General features: G+C 68.6%; 16 protein-coding genes and 1 pseudogene. 9 read left to right on the top strand and 8 right to left on the bottom strand.

Features of this window, described 5'->3' with window-relative positions:
• Window positions 1–69: 69 nt before the first annotated feature.
• Window positions 70–435, bottom strand: a pseudogene (locus BW733_RS20145) (hypothetical protein); the annotation flags it as partial.
• Window positions 436–780: 345 nt separating this feature from the next.
• On the opposite strand from BW733_RS20145, the gene BW733_RS12765 reads away from it, so the two are divergent.
• Window positions 781–2,055 (top strand): integrase catalytic domain-containing protein, encoded by a 1,275-nt coding sequence (locus tag BW733_RS12765; RefSeq protein ID WP_202970180.1) that lies wholly within the window; start codon window positions 781–783, stop codon window positions 2,053–2,055.
• An 89-nt stretch (window positions 2,056–2,144) separates the two neighbouring features.
• Window positions 2,145–3,281, top strand: coding sequence for a glycosyltransferase family 4 protein (locus BW733_RS12760; RefSeq protein WP_077351010.1), 1,137 nt, complete (start codon window positions 2,145–2,147; stop codon window positions 3,279–3,281).
• 3 nt (window positions 3,282–3,284) lie between these two features.
• Here BW733_RS12760 and BW733_RS12755 read toward each other — a convergent pair whose 3' ends face one another.
• The 3 genes from BW733_RS12755 to coaA all read right to left on the bottom strand — a co-directional run bounded on the left by BW733_RS12755 (window position 3,285) and on the right by coaA (window position 6,049).
• Window positions 3,285–4,673 carry an NAD(P)H-hydrate epimerase gene (locus tag BW733_RS12755; RefSeq protein WP_077351008.1) on the bottom strand — a complete coding sequence of 463 codons (1,389 nt, stop codon included), beginning with the start codon at window positions 4,671–4,673 and terminating at the stop codon, window positions 3,285–3,287.
• Window positions 4,670–5,020 carry a holo-ACP synthase gene (locus BW733_RS12750; protein ID WP_077351006.1) on the bottom strand — a complete coding sequence of 117 codons (351 nt, stop codon included), beginning with the start codon at window positions 5,018–5,020 and terminating at the stop codon, window positions 4,670–4,672. Before BW733_RS12750 ends, BW733_RS12755 begins: the two co-directional genes overlap by 4 nt.
• Before the next feature lie 63 nt (window positions 5,021–5,083).
• Window positions 5,084–6,049 carry a type I pantothenate kinase gene (coaA, locus tag BW733_RS12745; RefSeq protein WP_237268192.1) on the bottom strand — a complete coding sequence of 322 codons (966 nt, stop codon included), beginning with the start codon at window positions 6,047–6,049 and terminating at the stop codon, window positions 5,084–5,086.
• A gap of 124 nt (window positions 6,050–6,173) precedes the next feature.
• Here coaA and glmS point away from each other — a divergent pair, with 124 nt between their 5' ends.
• Window positions 6,174–8,006, top strand: coding sequence for a glutamine--fructose-6-phosphate transaminase (isomerizing) (glmS, locus tag BW733_RS12740; protein ID WP_077351002.1), 1,833 nt, complete (start codon window positions 6,174–6,176; stop codon window positions 8,004–8,006).
• Window positions 8,007–8,086: 80 nt separating this feature from the next.
• Here glmS and BW733_RS12735 read toward each other — a convergent pair whose 3' ends face one another.
• Entirely contained in the window at window positions 8,087–8,800 is a 714-nt protein-coding gene (locus tag BW733_RS12735; RefSeq protein WP_077351000.1) for a trimeric intracellular cation channel family protein, read from the bottom strand.
• 243 nt (window positions 8,801–9,043) lie between these two features.
• Between BW733_RS12735 and BW733_RS12730 the strand changes: the two genes are divergently transcribed.
• Window positions 9,044–10,489, top strand: a complete 1,446-nt coding sequence (locus BW733_RS12730; protein WP_077352987.1) for an aminopeptidase P family protein — start codon at window positions 9,044–9,046, stop codon at window positions 10,487–10,489.
• 72 nt (window positions 10,490–10,561) lie between these two features.
• Here BW733_RS12730 and BW733_RS12725 read toward each other — a convergent pair whose 3' ends face one another.
• The 3 genes from BW733_RS12725 to BW733_RS12715 form a co-directional block, all read right to left on the bottom strand.
• Window positions 10,562–11,386: an alpha/beta fold hydrolase gene (locus BW733_RS12725; protein WP_077350998.1), complete on the bottom strand. Its 825-nt coding sequence runs from the start codon at window positions 11,384–11,386 to the stop codon at window positions 10,562–10,564.
• A 71-nt stretch (window positions 11,387–11,457) separates the two neighbouring features.
• On the bottom strand, window positions 11,458–12,063 hold the full coding sequence (locus BW733_RS12720; RefSeq protein ID WP_077350996.1) for an SAM-dependent methyltransferase: 606 nt from the start codon (window positions 12,061–12,063) through the stop codon (window positions 11,458–11,460).
• Window positions 12,060–12,524: a YflT domain-containing protein gene (locus tag BW733_RS12715; protein WP_077352985.1), complete on the bottom strand. Its 465-nt coding sequence runs from the start codon at window positions 12,522–12,524 to the stop codon at window positions 12,060–12,062. Before BW733_RS12715 ends, BW733_RS12720 begins: the two co-directional genes overlap by 4 nt.
• Window positions 12,525–12,670: 146 nt before the next feature.
• Here BW733_RS12715 and BW733_RS12710 point away from each other — a divergent pair, with 146 nt between their 5' ends.
• The 5 genes from BW733_RS12710 (at window position 12,671) to BW733_RS12690 (ending at window position 16,787) form a co-directional block, all read left to right on the top strand.
• Window positions 12,671–13,942 carry a magnesium transporter MgtE N-terminal domain-containing protein gene (locus tag BW733_RS12710; RefSeq protein ID WP_077350994.1) on the top strand — a complete coding sequence of 424 codons (1,272 nt, stop codon included), beginning with the start codon at window positions 12,671–12,673 and terminating at the stop codon, window positions 13,940–13,942.
• Window positions 13,935–14,426 carry a DUF1003 domain-containing protein gene (locus tag BW733_RS12705; RefSeq protein ID WP_077350992.1) on the top strand — a complete coding sequence of 164 codons (492 nt, stop codon included), beginning with the start codon at window positions 13,935–13,937 and terminating at the stop codon, window positions 14,424–14,426. The genes BW733_RS12710 and BW733_RS12705 overlap by 8 nt, the downstream gene beginning before the upstream one ends.
• The gene (locus BW733_RS12700; protein WP_077350990.1) at window positions 14,423–14,815 is read left to right on the top strand and encodes a hypothetical protein; all 393 of its coding nucleotides are present in this window, start codon (window positions 14,423–14,425) and stop codon (window positions 14,813–14,815) included. Before BW733_RS12705 ends, BW733_RS12700 begins: the two co-directional genes overlap by 4 nt.
• 217 nt (window positions 14,816–15,032) lie before the next feature.
• Window positions 15,033–15,596 (top strand): TetR/AcrR family transcriptional regulator, encoded by a 564-nt coding sequence (locus BW733_RS12695; RefSeq protein WP_077352983.1) that lies wholly within the window; start codon window positions 15,033–15,035, stop codon window positions 15,594–15,596.
• Window positions 15,597–15,632: 36 nt separating this feature from the next.
• Complete coding sequence (locus BW733_RS12690) at window positions 15,633–16,787, top strand: Mrp/NBP35 family ATP-binding protein (protein ID WP_237268191.1); 1,155 nt, start codon at window positions 15,633–15,635, stop codon at window positions 16,785–16,787.
• The last annotated feature ends 6 nt before the right edge of the window (window positions 16,788–16,793 follow it).

Genomic DNA, 16,793 nt, shown 5'->3' with positions numbered 1-16,793 from the left:
GTTGAAGCCGCGGTCGTCACGACGGTCGAAGGAACGGCCACCACGATCGTCACGGCGATCGAAGGAGCGACCGCCACGGTCATCGCGACGGTCATAGGAACGGCCACCGCGATCATCGTCACGGCGATCGAACGAGCGGCCACCACGGTCATCGCGACGGTCATAGGAACGGCCACCACGATCATCGTCACGGCGATCGAACGAGCGGCCACCACGGTCATCGCGACGGTCACCACGGTCATCGTCCCGGCGATCGAACGAACGGCCGCCACGCTCGTCTCGACGGTCGTACGAGCGGGAGCCGCGGTCGTCGCGGCGCTCGGACGAGCGGCGCTCGTCGCGCTCCTGACGCGGTGCGTCGTCGCGGCGGGCCTCGGTGTTGTACTTGCCCTGCTGGTCGCCGAACTGGAGGGCGCGGCGCTGCTTGCGGTTCATGGGGGCGTCGGAGGGGGCGGAATCGGTGCGGCGGCGCTGGGGCGTGCGGCCCTTGGCTGCGCGCTTCTCGGTCGACCAACGGGCCTTACGGCGTGGTGCATTCATGTAAAAAGGTGTCCTAGCACTGGGGTGACGGCCCGCAGATGTGAACTCGGGCCGGTGCCCGCTCATGAAACAACGCATCAGGAATGTGAAACGCGGGCGTGGAACCGCCTCGGCCGGGCCGTACGAGTCTACGCGCTGAAGCCCGAAAAGACTAAACGTCGAGTTGACTCACGCTAGATGCCCGCGTAGGTCGATTCGTTGACTCATCTCAACATGCCCGCGTAGCGGCACGCTACGAGGATGGAGTTGACGATGGCCCAGCGCAAAGCGATCACCACGGCCCAGGCGAAGGCATGGACGAAGGCGACCAAGGCGGAGAAGGCCGCGATTCTGGACGCGGTGGTCCAGGTCACCGGCTGGCATCGCGATCATGCCCGCAAGATGCTGCGCCGCGCCGCGACCGGTCAGATGCCCGGGCCCCGCAAACCCCGAGAGGCGATCAGGCGCTACGACACACACGTCACCGAAGCATTGGTGCGGTGCTGGGCCATGCTCGACGGGATCGCCTCGAAACGTCTCGCAGCCGCCTTGCCACGGTTGCTGGCCGCGCTGGAACGCCTCGACCGACTCGACATGAGCGTCGAGGTCCGTGACCAGCTCCTGGCCATGTCACCGGCCACCATGGACCGGCACCTGCAGCCCTACCGCACCGGACTGATCGCTGCCAAAGGCATCGCCCACACCAAACCCGGCTCGTTGTTGAAGTCCTCGATTCCGCTCAAGACCTGGGCCGAGTGGAACGACACCGAACCCGGGTTCATCGAGATCGACCTGGTCGGCCACGAAGGCGGCGACAACAACGGCACCTTCCACTACAGCCTCAACGCCACCGACATCGCCACCGGCTGGACCGAAACCTGCACCGTGCGCTCCAAAGGCGAACGCATCGTCGCCGCTGGCCTCGACCAACTCATCGGCCGGTTCCCGTTCCTGATCCTGGGAATCCACTCCGACAACGGATCCGAGTTCATCAACCACCACCTCTCCCGCTACTGCAACCTGCGCCAGATCACCTTCACCCGCGGCCGGCCCTCCCACTCCAACGACCAAGCCCACATCGAGCAAAAGAACTGGTCGATCGTGCGCCGCGCCGTCGGCTACTGGCGCTACGACACCGCCCGCGAACTTGACCTCCTCAACCACCTCTGGCCCGCCTGGAACACCCGAAACAACCTGCTGATGCCCAGCCAGAAACTGATCTCGAAAACCCGCACCGGCGCGAAAGTCACCAAACGCCACGACACCGCCACCACACCAGCCGACCGGCTCCTTCGCGACCACCCCGACACGCTCACCCCAGCCGAGCACGCTGCCCTCCACGACCGCCTCGACACCGTCGACCCCATCGAACTCGGCGACCAGATCGCTGTGATCCAAGGCAACCTGCTCGACCTCGCCAAACGCCGCGGAGCCGTCCAGCGACGCGCGAAACGCAACCACGTCTACCTCTCCCGCACCAAAATCACGCGGGCATCTTCAGATGAGGCAACGACTCAAACCAAGCGGGCATCTTGACATGAGGCAACGGGAACGTCATCTACCTGTCACCAGGCGTTGGCCCCGAGTATGCGGTCTGGAAAGGGCGTTCGGAGTAGCATGGGGGCGTGCGAGTGGCCATTGTCGCGGAATCTTTTCTCCCCCAGTTGAACGGCGTCACCAACTCGGTGCTGCGCATCCTGGAGCATCTGTTGGCCAATGGACACGAGGCCATGGTGATCGCCCCCCAGGACGGTGACCGGACCCCTTCCACCTACTGCGGCTTCCCGGTGGAGTCGGTCGCCTCGATCGGTCTTCCCTTCTACGACCAGGTGCGCGTCGTGACGACCTCCTCGCTCACGATCGAGCGCCTGCTCACCAACTTCCGGCCCGACGTGGTGCACCTCGCGGCGCCCTTCATCGTCGGCTACAAGGCCGCATCGGTGGCGGCGAAGCTCGGCATCCCGATGGTGGGGATCTACCAGACCGAGGTGCCCACGTATGCGGCCCGCTACGGGTTCCCGCATGTCGCACCGATTCTCTGGCACCAGGTGCGCCAGGTGCACTCCCTCGCGTCGCTGAACTTCGCGCCGTCGACGTTCGCCCGCGACCAGTTGATCGGTCAGGGCATCCCGCGGGTCGGCGTGTGGGGCCGCGGCGTCGACTCCGTGCGGTTCGACCCTGCGAAGCGTGACGACGACCTCCGCCGCCGGTTCTCCCCCGACGGTGAGACGGTGATCGGCTACATGGGCAGGTTGGCGAGCGAGAAGCGGGTCGAGGATCTCGCCGCCGTCAGCGGGATCGCAGGCACCAGGCTCGTCGTGATCGGCGACGGCCCGCTGCGCGGCCAACTGGAGGCGAGCCTGCCCGGCGCCCTCTTCCTCGGCCAGCTGACCGGGGAGGAACTCCCACATGCGATGGCGAGCCTCGACGTGTTCGTCCATCCGGGCGAGATGGAGACGTTCTGCCAGGCCATCCAGGAGGCGAAGGCGTCCGGACTTCCCGTCGTCGCGCCGCGCCGTGGCGGGCCGATCGACCTGATCGACCCGCAGAGCACCGGGCGCCTCTACACGCCGGGCGACCTGGGCGCGCTCCGCGCGGAGGTGCAGGGCTTCGTCGACGACCCCGAGCGGCGTGAGTCGTTCGGCAGCGCGGCCCGCGTGTCCGTGCTCGAGCGCACCTGGGACAACGTCTGCTCCGAACTGATGGGGCACTACGCACGGGCCATCTCGATGTCGGTGCGCGACGACGCGCTGGCGGCCTGACGCCTACAGCTCGGAGGTCAGCTCGGCGATCACCTGCGGCATCCGCGCCGACAGATCATCCGGCGTGTACGGCCCGGGATGCCTCGTCGCGGTGATGGCCTGGATGCTCGCCCCGACCACGCCGGCCTTCCAGGCGGGCAGTCCGCTCGCCAGCAGCGCACCGCAGATGCCCGCGAGCACGTCGCCAGAGCCGGCCCGCGCGGTCCACGCCGGACCGGCGACCGCGATGGTGACCCGCCCCGACGGCTCGGCGATGTACTGGGTGGCCCCCTTCAAGAGCACCGAGGCACCGGTGTGCCGTGCGGCCTCGCGCGCGCACTCGAGCGGCTGGGCCTCCACGTGCGCCCTCGTGCAGCCGAGAATCCGGCCGAGTTCTCCTGCGTGCGGGGTGAGCAGCCAGCCCTCCAGCCTGCCGTTGGGCAGCGAGTAGAGGGCGTCGGCGTCGACAACTGCGGGCAGCCGGTGCAGCTTCGCCCATTCGACCCGCGAGGCGGCGTTGTCCGTGTCACCCCAGCCGGATCCGAGCACGGTCGCCTCGGACCGACCGTCGCCGATCACGACGCTGGGGAACCGCGACATGATCAGCCCGGACGGCGCCCGTCCGGTGTAGCGGACCATCCCCGCCCCCGCGTGCAGCGCCCCGGCGCAGGAGAGCAGCGCGGCGCCGGGGTAGGTCTCCGATCCCGTGTCGACCGTGACCACGCCCCGCGAGTACTTGTCAGACCCCTCGTGTGGGACCGGCCACCAGCGCGCCACATCGGACTCCTCGGCCTGGCGAAGGTTGCCGGCCTCGACGTCGAGACCGATGTCGACGACGTGGAGTCTTCCGCAGCGGGAGGCGGCAGGCTGGAGGACGTGGCACGGCTTCGGCGCGGCGAACGTGACGGTGTGGGCCGCGCGGAAGCTCTCGTGCGGCTCGGCGGCGTCGGCATCCAGCCCGGAGGGAAGGTCGACCGACAGCACGGTGACGTGCTCGTCCTCGCAGGCAGCGGCGAAGGTGGCCACCTGTGCCGGGAGCCCCGGCCGCGAACCGAGTCCGGTCACGGCGTCGATGACGAGGGAGCAGTCGACGAGCGAACCGATCGCGCCGACGGCGTCGACCTCCTGCGCACCCGCACGCACGGCCGCCTCGAGGCCCGCCTCGTGGGCCTTCCCCATGGCGAGCCAGAGCAGGACCGGGCGGTGCGGGGCGAGCCGGGCAGCCGCGAAGAGCCCGTCCCCGCCGTTGTAGCCCGGGCCGACGGCGACGAGCACCGTCCCCTCGGGGGTCACGGCGTCTGCGATCCTCGCCACCGCCGCCGCAGCGCGGCCCATGAGGTCGACGTCGGGTTGCGTGTCGAAGACGTGCTGTTCGGCATCACGGATCTGCTTGGCGGAGAGGATCTGCCTCATTTCTCACACACCACCATCGTCGTCGCGTATCCCCCGTCGTGGCTGATGCTCAGGTGGATGCGCCCGATCCTGAGCGCCGCGATCCTCGCCGCGACGGTGCCGGTCGTGGCGAAGGAGGGCACGCCGTCGTCGCTCTTGACGACCTCGCAGTCGAGCCAGCTCATCCCGCCCGGCGAGCCGAGCGCCTTCGCGAGCGCCTCCTTCGCGGAGAAGCGGGCCGCCTGCGACTCGATCGAGAGGGCCCGCTCGCCCTCGGTGAGCAGCCGCTCGGCCAGCCCCGGACGACGCTTGAGCATCTCCTCGAAGCGGTCGATGACGACCAGGTCGGTGCCGATGCCAACGATCATGGCGACACACTACTGACTCGCGGGTGGGCCGGCCGCGAGTCCGCGGAACGGTGCGTGCTCGGATCAGACCTTGCGGATGCGGATCGAGTCGACCATGTGGTCCTCGCCCTTGACGAGGATCGCGGTGGCGCGCTCGCGGGTGGGTGCGACGTTCTGGCGCAGGTTGGGGCCGTTGATGGTGTCCCACACCCGGGAGCCGAGCGCCAGCGCCTCCTGGTCGGACAGCTCGCTGTAGAGCCGGAAGTAGCTGCGCTCGTCGGTGAACGCGGTGCGGCGCAGCTCCATGAAGCGGTTCAGGAACCACTGCTTGATGTGGCCCTCCTCCGCGTCGACGAAGACGGAGAAGTCGAAGAAGTCGCTGACGGCGAGCCCGGAGCGTCCGTCCGCCTCGACACGCGCCGGCTGCAGCACGTTGAGGCCCTCGATGATCAGGATGTCGGGGCTCTCCACCTCGATGTGCTCATCCGCGACGATGTCGTAGACCATGTGGCTGTAGACGGGCGCGAGCACCTTCGGCTCGCCCGACTTCACGTCCATCACGAACTGCAGCAGCGCACGTCGGTTGTACGACTCGGGGAAGCCCTTGCGGTCGAGCAGTCCTCTTCGCTGGAGCTCGGCGTTCGGGTAGAGGAAGCCGTCGGTGGTGATCAGGTCGACCTTCGGGTTGCCAGGCGCGCGGCTCAGCAACTCCTGCAGGACGCGCGAGACGGTGGACTTGCCGACCGCAACGGAGCCTGCGACACCGATCACGAACGGGGTGCGGCGCACGTCGAGGTTGAGGAAGCTGCTGTTCTGCGCGTAGAGGCGCCCGGTGTTGACCATGTAGAGGTGCAGCAGTTGACACAGCGGTCGGTAGACCTCCTCGATGTCGAGCGCGGAGGTCGGGTCGCCGATGCCTCTGAGCCTTGCGAGCGTCTCCTCGTCGAGATCGATCTCGGTCGCGTCGGACAGCTCAGCCCAGGCGCGGCGCTGCAGCGTGACGTAGGGTCCGGACACCGGCACTCCTTCTAGCAATGTGGACCTGCGCAAGCCTAACGGAGAGGGGCCACGCGCCTGAGCAGGGGTGGCGCACAGAATCCACGACGACGCAAGTTCACAGCTGCCCGGAGCGCCAATGTCAAGAAGCGCTCAATCATCATGTACATTTCTCGCCGTGTGTGGAATCGTTGGATACATCGGAGAACGTGACGGACTCGACGTGGTGCTGAACGGCCTGCGTCGACTTGAGTACCGCGGATATGACTCCGCGGGGGTGGCAATCCCCAGCGAGGGGGCCATCGAATGGCGCAAACGCGCAGGCAAGATCGCAAACCTTGAAGGTGAGATCGCGGAGCGCCCCCTCCCCGACACCACTGTTGCCATCGGCCACACCCGCTGGGCCACCCACGGCGCACCCACGGACCAGAACTCCCACCCGCACGTCGCCGGACGCGTCGCGATCGTGCACAACGGGATCATCGAGAACCACGACCAGCTCCGCGGTGAGCTCGACGGCGTCGAGTTCGCCTCCGAGACCGACTCGGAGGTCGCGGCCCACCTGCTCCGCGCGGAGGTCGAGGCCGGAAAGGACCTCGTCGCCGCCATGCGCTCGGTCGTCACCAAGCTGGAGGGTGCCTTCACGCTCGTGGCCGTCGACGCGACCGACCCGGACCGGATCGTCGCCGCCCGCCGCAACTCTCCCCTCGTGGTCGGGGTCGGTGAGGGCGAGTACTTCCTCGCCTCCGACGTCGCGGCGTTCATCGCCTACACCCGCGACGCGATCGAGCTCGGCCAGGATCAGATCATCGAGCTGACCCGTGACGGCGTGAACGTGACCAGCTTCGACGGCGGGCCTGCGGAGACGAAGGACTTCCACGTCGACTGGGACCTCGAGGCCGCGCAGAAGCAGGGCTTCGACTGGTACATGCGCAAGGAGATCTTCGAGCAGCCGAAGGCCGTGGCCGACACCCTGCTCGGCCGCCTCAACGACAAGGGCGAACTGCAGCTCGACGAGCTGCGGATGAGCCCGGAGCTGCTGCGCCGGATCAACAAGATCGTCATCGTGGCCTGCGGCACAGCCTTCTACGCCGGCCTCGTGGCCAAGTACGCCATCGAACACTGGACCCGCATCCCCTGCGAGGTCGAGCTGGCCTCCGAGTTCCGCTACCGCGACCCGATCGTCGACCCGATGACGCTGGTGGTGACGATCTCCCAGTCGGGCGAGACGGCCGACACCCTGATGGCGATCCGCCACGCCCGCGAACAGCAGGCGAAGGTGATCGCGATCTGCAACACCAACGGCGCGACCATCCCGCGCGAGTCGGACGCCGTCATCTACACTCACGCCGGGCCCGAGATCGGCGTCGCCTCGACGAAGGGCTTCACCACCCAGCTCGTCGCGTGCTACCTGCTCGGCCTGTACCTCGCCCAGGTGCGCGGCATGAAGTACGGAGACGAGATCGCCGCGCTGCTCACCGAACTCGAGCGGATGCCGGAGGCGATCCAGCAGATGCTCGACTCGCAGCAGGTCGTGCTCGACCTGGCCAAGGAGCTCGTCGACGCCACCTCCGTGCTCTTCCTCGGTCGCCACGTCGGCTACCCGAGCGCGCTCGAGGGCGCCCTGAAGCTCAAGGAGCTGGCCTACATCCACGCCGAGGGCTTCGCGGCGGGCGAGCTCAAGCACGGCCCGATCGCGCTGATCAGCCAGGACCTTCCGGTGTTCGTCGTGGTCCCGCCGAAGGGCCGCGACCAGCTGCGCGACAAGGTGATCTCCAACATCGCAGAGGTGAAGGCGCGCGGCGCCCGCACCATCGTGCTCGCCGAGGGTGACGACGACGAGGCCGCGGCCGTCGCCGACACGCTGATCGAGCTGCCGAAGATCTCCACGCTGCTGCAGCCGATGGCCGCGATCATCCCGCTCCAGCTGTTCGCATGTGAGCTGGCGACGGTCAAGGGCCACGACGTCGACCAGCCGCGCAACCTCGCGAAGTCGGTCACCGTCGAGTGATCCCCCTCCGCTGAATCCTCAGCACCGCATCGACGCCCGCCCGGGTCGGCTCAAGCCGCCGGGCGGGCGTCGTCGTGCGCCTACGCGGCCTCCTCGTCGTCGGCCTTCGGGCGGACGGTCCGGCGCCGCGACTTCGCGAGCCCCCGCGCGACCGCCTCGCCGATGGTGATCGCGTCCTCCCCCACGGGGAGCGAGAGCCGCCGCCACTTGGCGAGCAGAACGAGCGCCGCACCGAAGACGGTCGCGACCACCGAACCGATGGCCGTAAGGTCGACGTGCCAGAACCCGACCGCGACGATGGAGGCGGCAAGCGCCGCCGTTGCGTAGAGGGTGTTGCCGCCGAGCACCCCTGGGATGCGGCGCAGCACGATGTCGCGCACGAAGCCGCCGCCCACCGCGGTGATGGTGCCGAGCATCAACGCCGGGAGCACGCCGAACCCGGCCTCGAGCGTCTTCAGGGAGCCTGCGGCGGCCCAGGTGCCGAGGGCCAGCGCGTCGATGGGCGGATAGATCCGGTCCCACCACCGACCCTCCACGCGCACCACCATCACGACAGCCGCGCCCGCAAGGGTTGCGGTGATGTAGCGCCAGTCGGTGATCGCGATGGGCGGACCGGACTGCAGCAGCACGTCGCGGATCATGCCTCCGCCGAGCCCGGACATGATGGCCAGCACCGCGAGCCCGACGACGTCGAGCCGCGCCGCGCGGCCGATCACCGCGCCGAGGACGGCGTTGAACACGACCCCGATCAGGTCGATCCACTGCAGAAACCCCAGCAACGCGGACTCGCTCACGTTCGCTCCTCGGGTGTCGGTGGGTCACTGTCGGGGCGTCGGGGCGAAGCGCAGCCGACCACGGGCCGGAAGGCCCCGCCGCGCGGCCCCTGCCGCACGCGGCACACTCTAGTGCCGCGCCCCGACCGCGCCGAGCGCAAGCTCGGGCTGGAGCGCCGCTCCGACCAGCAGCGCGCCCGGATCTCCCTGAAGCAGTCGCCTGCCCGGCGTCGGCCAGACGCGGCCGCGCGTAGAGTGGAGGCCATGACTGCTGCAGCCGAGGACCGTAACGAGAACCGCCGAGACCCATTTTCGGAGGCGTTCAAGACGTTCATCGTCAGCGACTGGGAGCCGTACTCCGACCAGTTGCCCGAGCGGCTTGCGTCGGCACCGTACGCCGCCGCGCGCCGCGCCGAGTTGACGAAGCTGTACCCAGGCACAACCCTGATCATCCCCGCCGGACCGCTCAAGACGCGCTCCAACGACACCGACTACCGGTTCCGTCCCCACAGCGCCTTCGCCTACTACACCGGCCTGGGCGAGGACAGGGAGCCCGACTCCGTCCTCGTGCTCAAGGACGACACGGCGACGCTGTTCTTCCGCCCCCGCGCCCCGCGCACCGACCGTGAGTTCTACGCCGACGCCCGCTACGGCGAGATGTGGGTCGGCCAGCGCGACTCCCTCGAGGAGATGTCCGCGGCGACGCAGCTCGACTGCCGCACCGTGCTCGACCTGCCGGAGGTGATCAGGGAGGCGGGAAGCAACCAGCTGGTCATCCGGGAGGCCGACCCCGAGATCACCGCTCTTGTCGACGAGGCGCGCGGCGGCCACAGCGTGGATCTCGACGGCGACCTCGCCCGCGCCGCCTCGGAGGCCCGCTTCTCCAAGGACGAGTTCGAGATCGGTGAGCTGAAGCTGGCGTGCAGGGCCACGAAGGAGGGCTTCGAGGCGGTTGTCCGCGAACTGCCCGAGGCCTCCCGCCGGGGTCGAGGCGAGCGCTGGGTGGAGGGCATCTTCGCCCTCAACGCGCGCCACCTCGGCAACGCGGTCGGCTACGACACCATCGCAGCCGGAGGCGACCACGCCAACACCCTGCACTGGATCCGCAACGACGGGGTCATCGCCGACGGCGACCTGCTGCTGATGGACGCAGGCGTCGAGGTCAACTCGCTCTACACCGCCGACATCACCCGCACCATGCCGATCAACGGAAAGTTCTCCCCCGCCCAGCGCCGCGTCTACGAGGCGGTGCTCGCCGCGCAGACCGCAGGCATCCTCGCCTGCCGCGCCGGCAACGACTTCCTCGCACCCCACAAGGCCGCGATCGCGGTGCTCGCCGCGTTCTTCGAGGAGCTCGGCATCCTCCCCGGCACGGCCGAGGAGTCGCTCGATCCCGACAACGGCGGCTTCCACCGTCGATGGATGGTGCACGGCACCTCGCACCACCTCGGCCTCGACGTGCACGACTGCGCCCAGGCCCGCGCCGAGCTCTACCGGGGCGGCACGCTCAAGGAGGGCATGGTGATCACGGTCGAGCCAGGCATCTACTTCAAGTCGACCGACCTGCTTGTGCCCGAGGAGTACCGCGGCATCGGCATCCGGATCGAGGACGACATCCTGATCACCGACGGCGATCCGGTCAACCTCTCCGAGGCGCTCCCCCGCGACCCCGACGACGTCGAGGCGTGGATGGCACAGCTGATGTCCTGAGCCCCCGAGACGCGAGAGGCCCCCGCTGCCGAGCGGGGGCCTCTTCGTCTGTCCTGACCGTGACGTGGCGCTTCAGTCGCCCGACTCGCTGACCACGCGGTTCCAGCGCGGCCGCTCCATCATCTGGCGGATCAGTCGCGCGACCTCCGCGGGACGCATGACCGGGACCTGATGTGCGGCGTCGGCGACGACGTGCAGTTCACCGCGGGGGGCCGTCTCGGCCACCAGTTCGACGTTGGCGATGGGGGTCGAGGAATCGCGCTCGCCTGCGATCATCATGACGGGCGTCTGAATGTAGGGCAGGTCGGCTCGCACGTCATGCGCGGCCAGCGCCCGGCACAGCTGGGCGTAGGAGTGGTCGTCGGAGACGGAGAGACCCTCCATGATGATGTTGACCACATCGGGCTGCTCGGCGCGGAAGGCGGGGGTGAACCACCGCTTCGTGGTCTCCTCGACCAACTGCTGGGTTCCGGTTGCCTCGACCTGCTCGGCGCGCTCGAGCCAGCGGGCGGGTTCGCCGACGGTCGCCGCGGACGCGACGACCACGACGCCGGCGAAGAGTTCGGGGTAGTCGCGGGCGATGTGCAGTCCGATCGCGCCCGAGATGGAAAGGCCCGCGTAGTAAACGGGGACGCCCTCGCCGAGTTCCTGCTTGAGGCCGCGCGCCACGTCGGCGACGGCGGCCGCGACGGTGTCGAGCGTCGGCTCGTCGGCGTCATCCCAGGCTTCGCCGAGGCCGGTGCCCGGCAGGTCGATGAAGACGACGCGCGCATCGTGGATCAGTTCGGCGGCGACCTTCGTCCACTGGTGGGTGGCGTTGCCGCCCAGGCTCGGGCCGACCAGCAGCACCCGCTCGGCGGGCGTCGTGCGGTTGTAGACGGTGGTGTGCAACTCCATGGGACAACTCCTCAGCTGACTGGTCCTGCACTGACAAACCTACCGGAGCCCCGCTGGCCGCTGACAGGGGGTCAGAGCAAGCCGAGGGCCTGCACGACCGAGCTGAGCCCCTGGTGTCCCATGCCTTCGAAGATGCGGCGCTCGAGGATGCGGGCGTCGAGTCGCCAGTCGTGCCAGTCCTCAAGCACGTCGGCGCGACTCATCAGCAGTTCGGGCAGTTTCGGCCCGCCGGTGCCGAGCGCCAACTGCGCGGGCGTGTACGCCTCAAGAATCAGCGACGCCCCGGGCCGTGACTGGCGGGTGGCCGTCTCCGCGACCCGACGCCTCAGGGGAGCAGGAAGATGCACGAAGATCGACACGATCGCGTCCCACTTCCGCTCCGGATCGCTCTGGTCCACCCATTGGGCGAGATCGACATGCCACGTCTCGATCTCGACCCCGCGCTCCGCGGCGAGCGCCTCCGCCTTGTCGAGGGCGACGCGGGAGAAGTCGAGGCTGACGACGTCATGGCCGCGCTCGGCGAGCCAGACCCCGTTGCGGCCCTCGCCGTCGCCGAGGCACAGCACGCGTGAGCCGGGCTTGAGCAGCCTGGCCTGCGCCTTGAGGAAGTCGTTCGGCTTGTAGCCGAAGATGAAGTTGGGATGGGTGTACCGGTCGTCCCAGAACTCGGAGGTCACTCGAACATCGCCGCCCGCGCGCCCGGGCGCTGCGCGAGCAGGTCGCGGGCCTGGCCGACGACCTTGTGTTCAGCGAGGATCTCGTAGCTGGTGGCAACCGTCATCCGGGTCGAGTTGAAGTCGCGCTTTCCGCCGCTGACGGCGTAGGCGAGGCCGGCCGAGATCAGCCCGAAGACAACACCGAGCGCGAGCCCGGCGAGCAGCATGATCAGGTTGGGGCCGATGAAGAAGTAGAGCATCAGGCCGACGAACAGGCCGAAGCTGATCCCGGAGAGGGCGCCTCCGCCGAGCACGGTGCCCCAGGTGCGGCGGCCCGTCACGCGCTCGAGCAGCTTGAGGTTGGTGCCGACGATCATCAGGTTCTCGACGGCGAACTTCTGGTCGGCGAGGTAGTCGACGGCGGCCTGGGCATCCTCGTAGCTCGAGAACTCGGCCACGTGCTGCGGGTACTCCAGCCGCATCAACTTCGAGGCCGGATTCGGGGCTTGGCTCACGGGGTCCTCCTGGATGGGATCTGCGCTGCGGCACCACCTCCGGCCGCTGACGAGACCACTCTACGCTGGGCGCGCCGCGCGCAGATCGCCTTCCAGCCACTAGATTTGCCTGCATGGTCGCATCGGAATCCGAGGTTTTCATCTCGCGCGTGATCGGGCTTCCTATCGTCGATGCGGCGGGCGATCAGGTTGGTCGCGTCAAAGACGTGGTCTGCTATCTGCGCGCGGACGGGCTCGCCCCGCGGGTCAAGGGACTCGTCGCGGAGCTGTTCGCGCGCGCCCGGATCTTCGTGCCGATGTTGCGCGTGCACGACATCTCCCCTGCCCAGGTCGCGATCCTCGGCCAGGTGGACACCCGACGGTTCCAGCGGCGCGAGACGGAGGTGCTGATCGCAGGCGACCTGTTCGACCGCAGCATCGGACGTGAGAGCCGTACCAAGATCTTCGACGTGTCGATGCACCAGGTCCGCAACCGCGAGTGGGAGCTGGCCTCGGTCGCGCTGCGCGCCTCCACCCGCGTCGGGCGGTTCGGCTTCGGCGGCCGCGGCGAGGCCCAGGTGGTGTCCTGGAAGGAGATCCCCGAGCTCATCCTGCGCACTGGCCGCACCCCTGCCCACCTGATCGCCGAGTTCTCCGACATGAAGGCGGCAGACATCGCCCAGGAGCTGCACGACCTGGCGCCCGAGTCGCTCGCCGCCGTCGTCGAGGCGCTCGATGACGAGACCCTCGCCGAGGCTCTCGAGGAGCTGCCCGAGGACGAGCAGATCGAACTGATCTCGCAGCTCGACACCGAGCGGGCGGCCGACGTGCTCGCCGAGATGGATCCCGACGACGCCGCCGACCTGATCAAGGACCTCCCCTCCGACGTGGCCGAGGACCTCCTGCAGAGGATGGAACCCGAGGAGGCGCGCGACGTGCGCCGCCTGCTCATCTACGAGGAGTTCACCGCGGGCGGCATGATGACGCCCGAGCCGGTCGTCCTCGACACCGACGCGACCGTCGCGCAGGCGCTGGCCAACGTCCGCAAGGAGTCACTCACCCCTGCGCTCGCGTCGATGGTGTTCGTCACCCGCCCGCCGCTGGAGACGCCGTCGGGGCGCTACATCGGGGCGGTGCATACGCAGCGTCTGCTGCGCGAACCGCCGACGACCCTTGTGGCGACGCTGCTCGACGAGTACCTCGAGACTCTTTCGCCCCAGGCGCCGCTGACCCAGGTCAGCCGCTTCTTCGCCACCTACAACCTCGTGGTCGCCCCCGTGGTCAACGCCGACGGTCACCTCGTCGGGGCCGTCACGGTCGACGACGTGCTCGACCACATGCTTCCCGACGACTGGCGCGGCGACCAGATGGACGAGGTCGAGGCGAGCGAGGTGAGCGATGGCTGAGCGCAACCCCCTCTCCCAGCCAGGCGAACGCCGGCGACTGCCGAAGGTCTCGGTCGACTCCGAGACCTTCGGCCGGTTCGCCGAAGGTGTGGCCAGCTTCATGGGCACCGCGAAGTTCCTCGTCTACATGACGGTGTTCGTGGTGGTCTGGATCCTGCTGAACCTGATCGGCATCTTCGGCCTCAAGTGGGACCCTTACCCGTTCATCCTGCTCAACCTCTTCTTCTCGACACAGGCCTCCTACTCGGCGCCGTTGATCCTGCTCGCCCAGAACAGACAGGAGCGGCGCGACCAGCTGAGCCTCGAGGAGGACCGAAGGATCGCGGCCCAGTCCCGCGCTGACATGGACTTCCTCGCCCGCGAGATCGCGGCCATCCGCATGCATCTCGGCGAACTGGCCACGCGCGACTTCGTCCGTGGCGAGTTGCGCAGCGAACTGCGCGAGCTGGCCGAACGCCTTGAGCGCACCGAGGAGGAGCGATGACCGAGAACAGCGAGGTCCATCCGGACCAGGTGGCCGAGATCGAGGGCTCCCCCGCCACAGAGGTGCGCTGGTTCGGGGTCGTGCTCCTGATCGGGCACCTCGCGCTGCTGGTGATCGGAGCAGCCTCGCTGTGGCGGATCGCGGGCGGCTGGTGGGTCGGCGCCCTCGCCGCAGGCCTCTTCGTGCTGGCCTACGCCGCCGTCTGGCGGTTCTGGCTCGCTCCCGGATCTCGTCGCCGTCTCGGCTACAAGGAGCGGCTGACGGTCAATCTCGTCGCCGGCCCGGCCATCGTGGTGCTCGGCTCGCTCGCCTCTCTCTGGCTCCCGGCGCTGCTCGCGACGAGCATCGTCCTGCTGTGCGACGCCCTCGATCAACACGGTGGTAACTGACCGGTTGGTCCTTTTCGCCGCCTGATTTCGGAAGATTTCTCGCGAATTCGACAAGGATCCCCACATCCGGACAAACACCCGCGACGGTGTGGACACCAAACAGGCTTGTCGCGCTGGGATTACCCCCTCCTTGTCAGCACTTTTCCCTTGCCACTGGTCACTTTCCACTGGCAGGATAGGTGACATATCCCATGGTCGGACAGGTATGCTGAAGGCCATGACGTACCACCACGGTGACCTGCGACGCGCGATGCTAGACGCGACCGCGGCCGAGGCAGCCAAGGTAGGCGTCGAGGCTCTGAGTCTGAGGGCCCTGGCGCGCTCTCTCGGCGTTACCCACGCGGCCATCAGACACCACTTCTCCGACAAGCGCGGCCTGCTCACGGCGCTCGCCACCGAGGGCTACGAACAGCTCGCCGCGCACCTGCGCCCGATCTGCCCCGACCCGATCGAGGCAGGCATGGCCTACATCGAGTGGATGCTCGAGAAGTCCGGCCACTTCGAGGTGATGTTCAAGCCCGCCCTCGTCAACACCAAGGACCCGAACCTTCTCGTCGCGCTCGCCAAGATGCGGGCGGTGCTCGCGCAGACCGCGAGCGAGGACGCTGCGGAGGAGGGCCAGCGGGCGCAGTTCTCCCAGCGCGCAAGGGCCGCGTGGTCGATCGCGCACGGCTACGCGACGCTGGCCGTCTCGGGCGTGTTCGGCCCCTTCGATCCTGCACAGGCCCGCGCGACGATTCTGCTGCTGGCTGACGGCATGAGTCGTCCGGCCCGTTCCTGATTTGCTTCTGGCGCTTCAGCGCGGAACGCTGGGAGAGTGAGCGAAAACCCCCTTCTTCCGCACGTCCGGGCGGCACTCCACGAGGTGGAGGATCCGGAGATCCGCCGCCCCATCACCGACCTCGGCATGGTCGACGAGGTCCGCGCCGACGACGCCGGTTCCGTCTTCGTCCGCGTGCTGCTGACCGTTTCCGGTTGCCCCATGCGCTCGGAGATCACCACGCGCGTCACCGACGCCGTCTCGAAGGTCGAGGGTGTCACGAGCGTCGACGTGGAACTCGGCGTGATGAACGACGAGCAGCGCGACGCCATGCGCACCATGCTGCGCGGCGGTCAGGCGGAGCGCGTGATCCCCTTCGCGCAGCCGGGCAACCTCACCCGCGTGATCGCCATCGCCTCTGGAAAGGGCGGCGTCGGCAAGTCCTCCGTGACGGTGAACCTCGCGCTGGCGCTCGCGGCACAGGGTCGCTCCGTCGGCATCCTCGACGCAGACATCTACGGCCACTCGGTGCCGGATCTGCTCGGCCTCGGCGACACCCGACCGACCGTCGTCGACGACATGATCATGCCTGTTCCCGCGGCCCGCGGCCTCAAGGTGATCTCCGTCGGCATGCTCAAGCCCTCGCGCGACCAGGTCGTGGCGTGGCGCGGCCCCATCATGGACCGCGCCCTCACCCAGCTCCTCGCCGACGTGTACTGGGGCGACCTCGACTACCTGCTGCTCGACCTGCCTCCCGGCACCGGAGACGTGGCAATGTCGCTGGGCCAGAAGATCCCCAACTCCGAGGTGATCGTGGTGACCACCCCGCAGACCGCGGCCTCCGAGGTCGCCGAGCGAGCGGGAACGATGGCGCACATCCTCGAGCAGCGCGTGCTCGGCGTGGTCGAGAACATGAGCTGGCTCGAGCGTCCATGCAGCCACTGCGGCGAGACCGAGCGGATCGAGCTGTTCGGCTCGGGCGGCGGCGAGACGGTGGCGGAGGCGCTCACCGAACGGCTCGTCTACGAGGTCCCGGTGCTCGCCCAGATCCCGTTCGACGAGAACCTGCTCGCCGGCGGCGACCGGGGCACCCCGATCGTGGATGCACTCCCCGACCACCCCGCCGCTCAGGCGATCACCGACCTCGCGGCGAAGGTCGCCGAGAAGAAGCGCGGCCTGCTCGGCCAGCGCATCCCCCTGGCGACGTCCTGACGGCCG

The organism is Tessaracoccus flavescens, assembly GCF_001998865.1.
In the GTDB taxonomy this organism is placed as follows: domain Bacteria; phylum Actinomycetota; class Actinomycetes; order Propionibacteriales; family Propionibacteriaceae; genus Arachnia; species Arachnia flavescens.
This window is presented reverse-complemented; position numbering and strand designations above follow the sequence as displayed.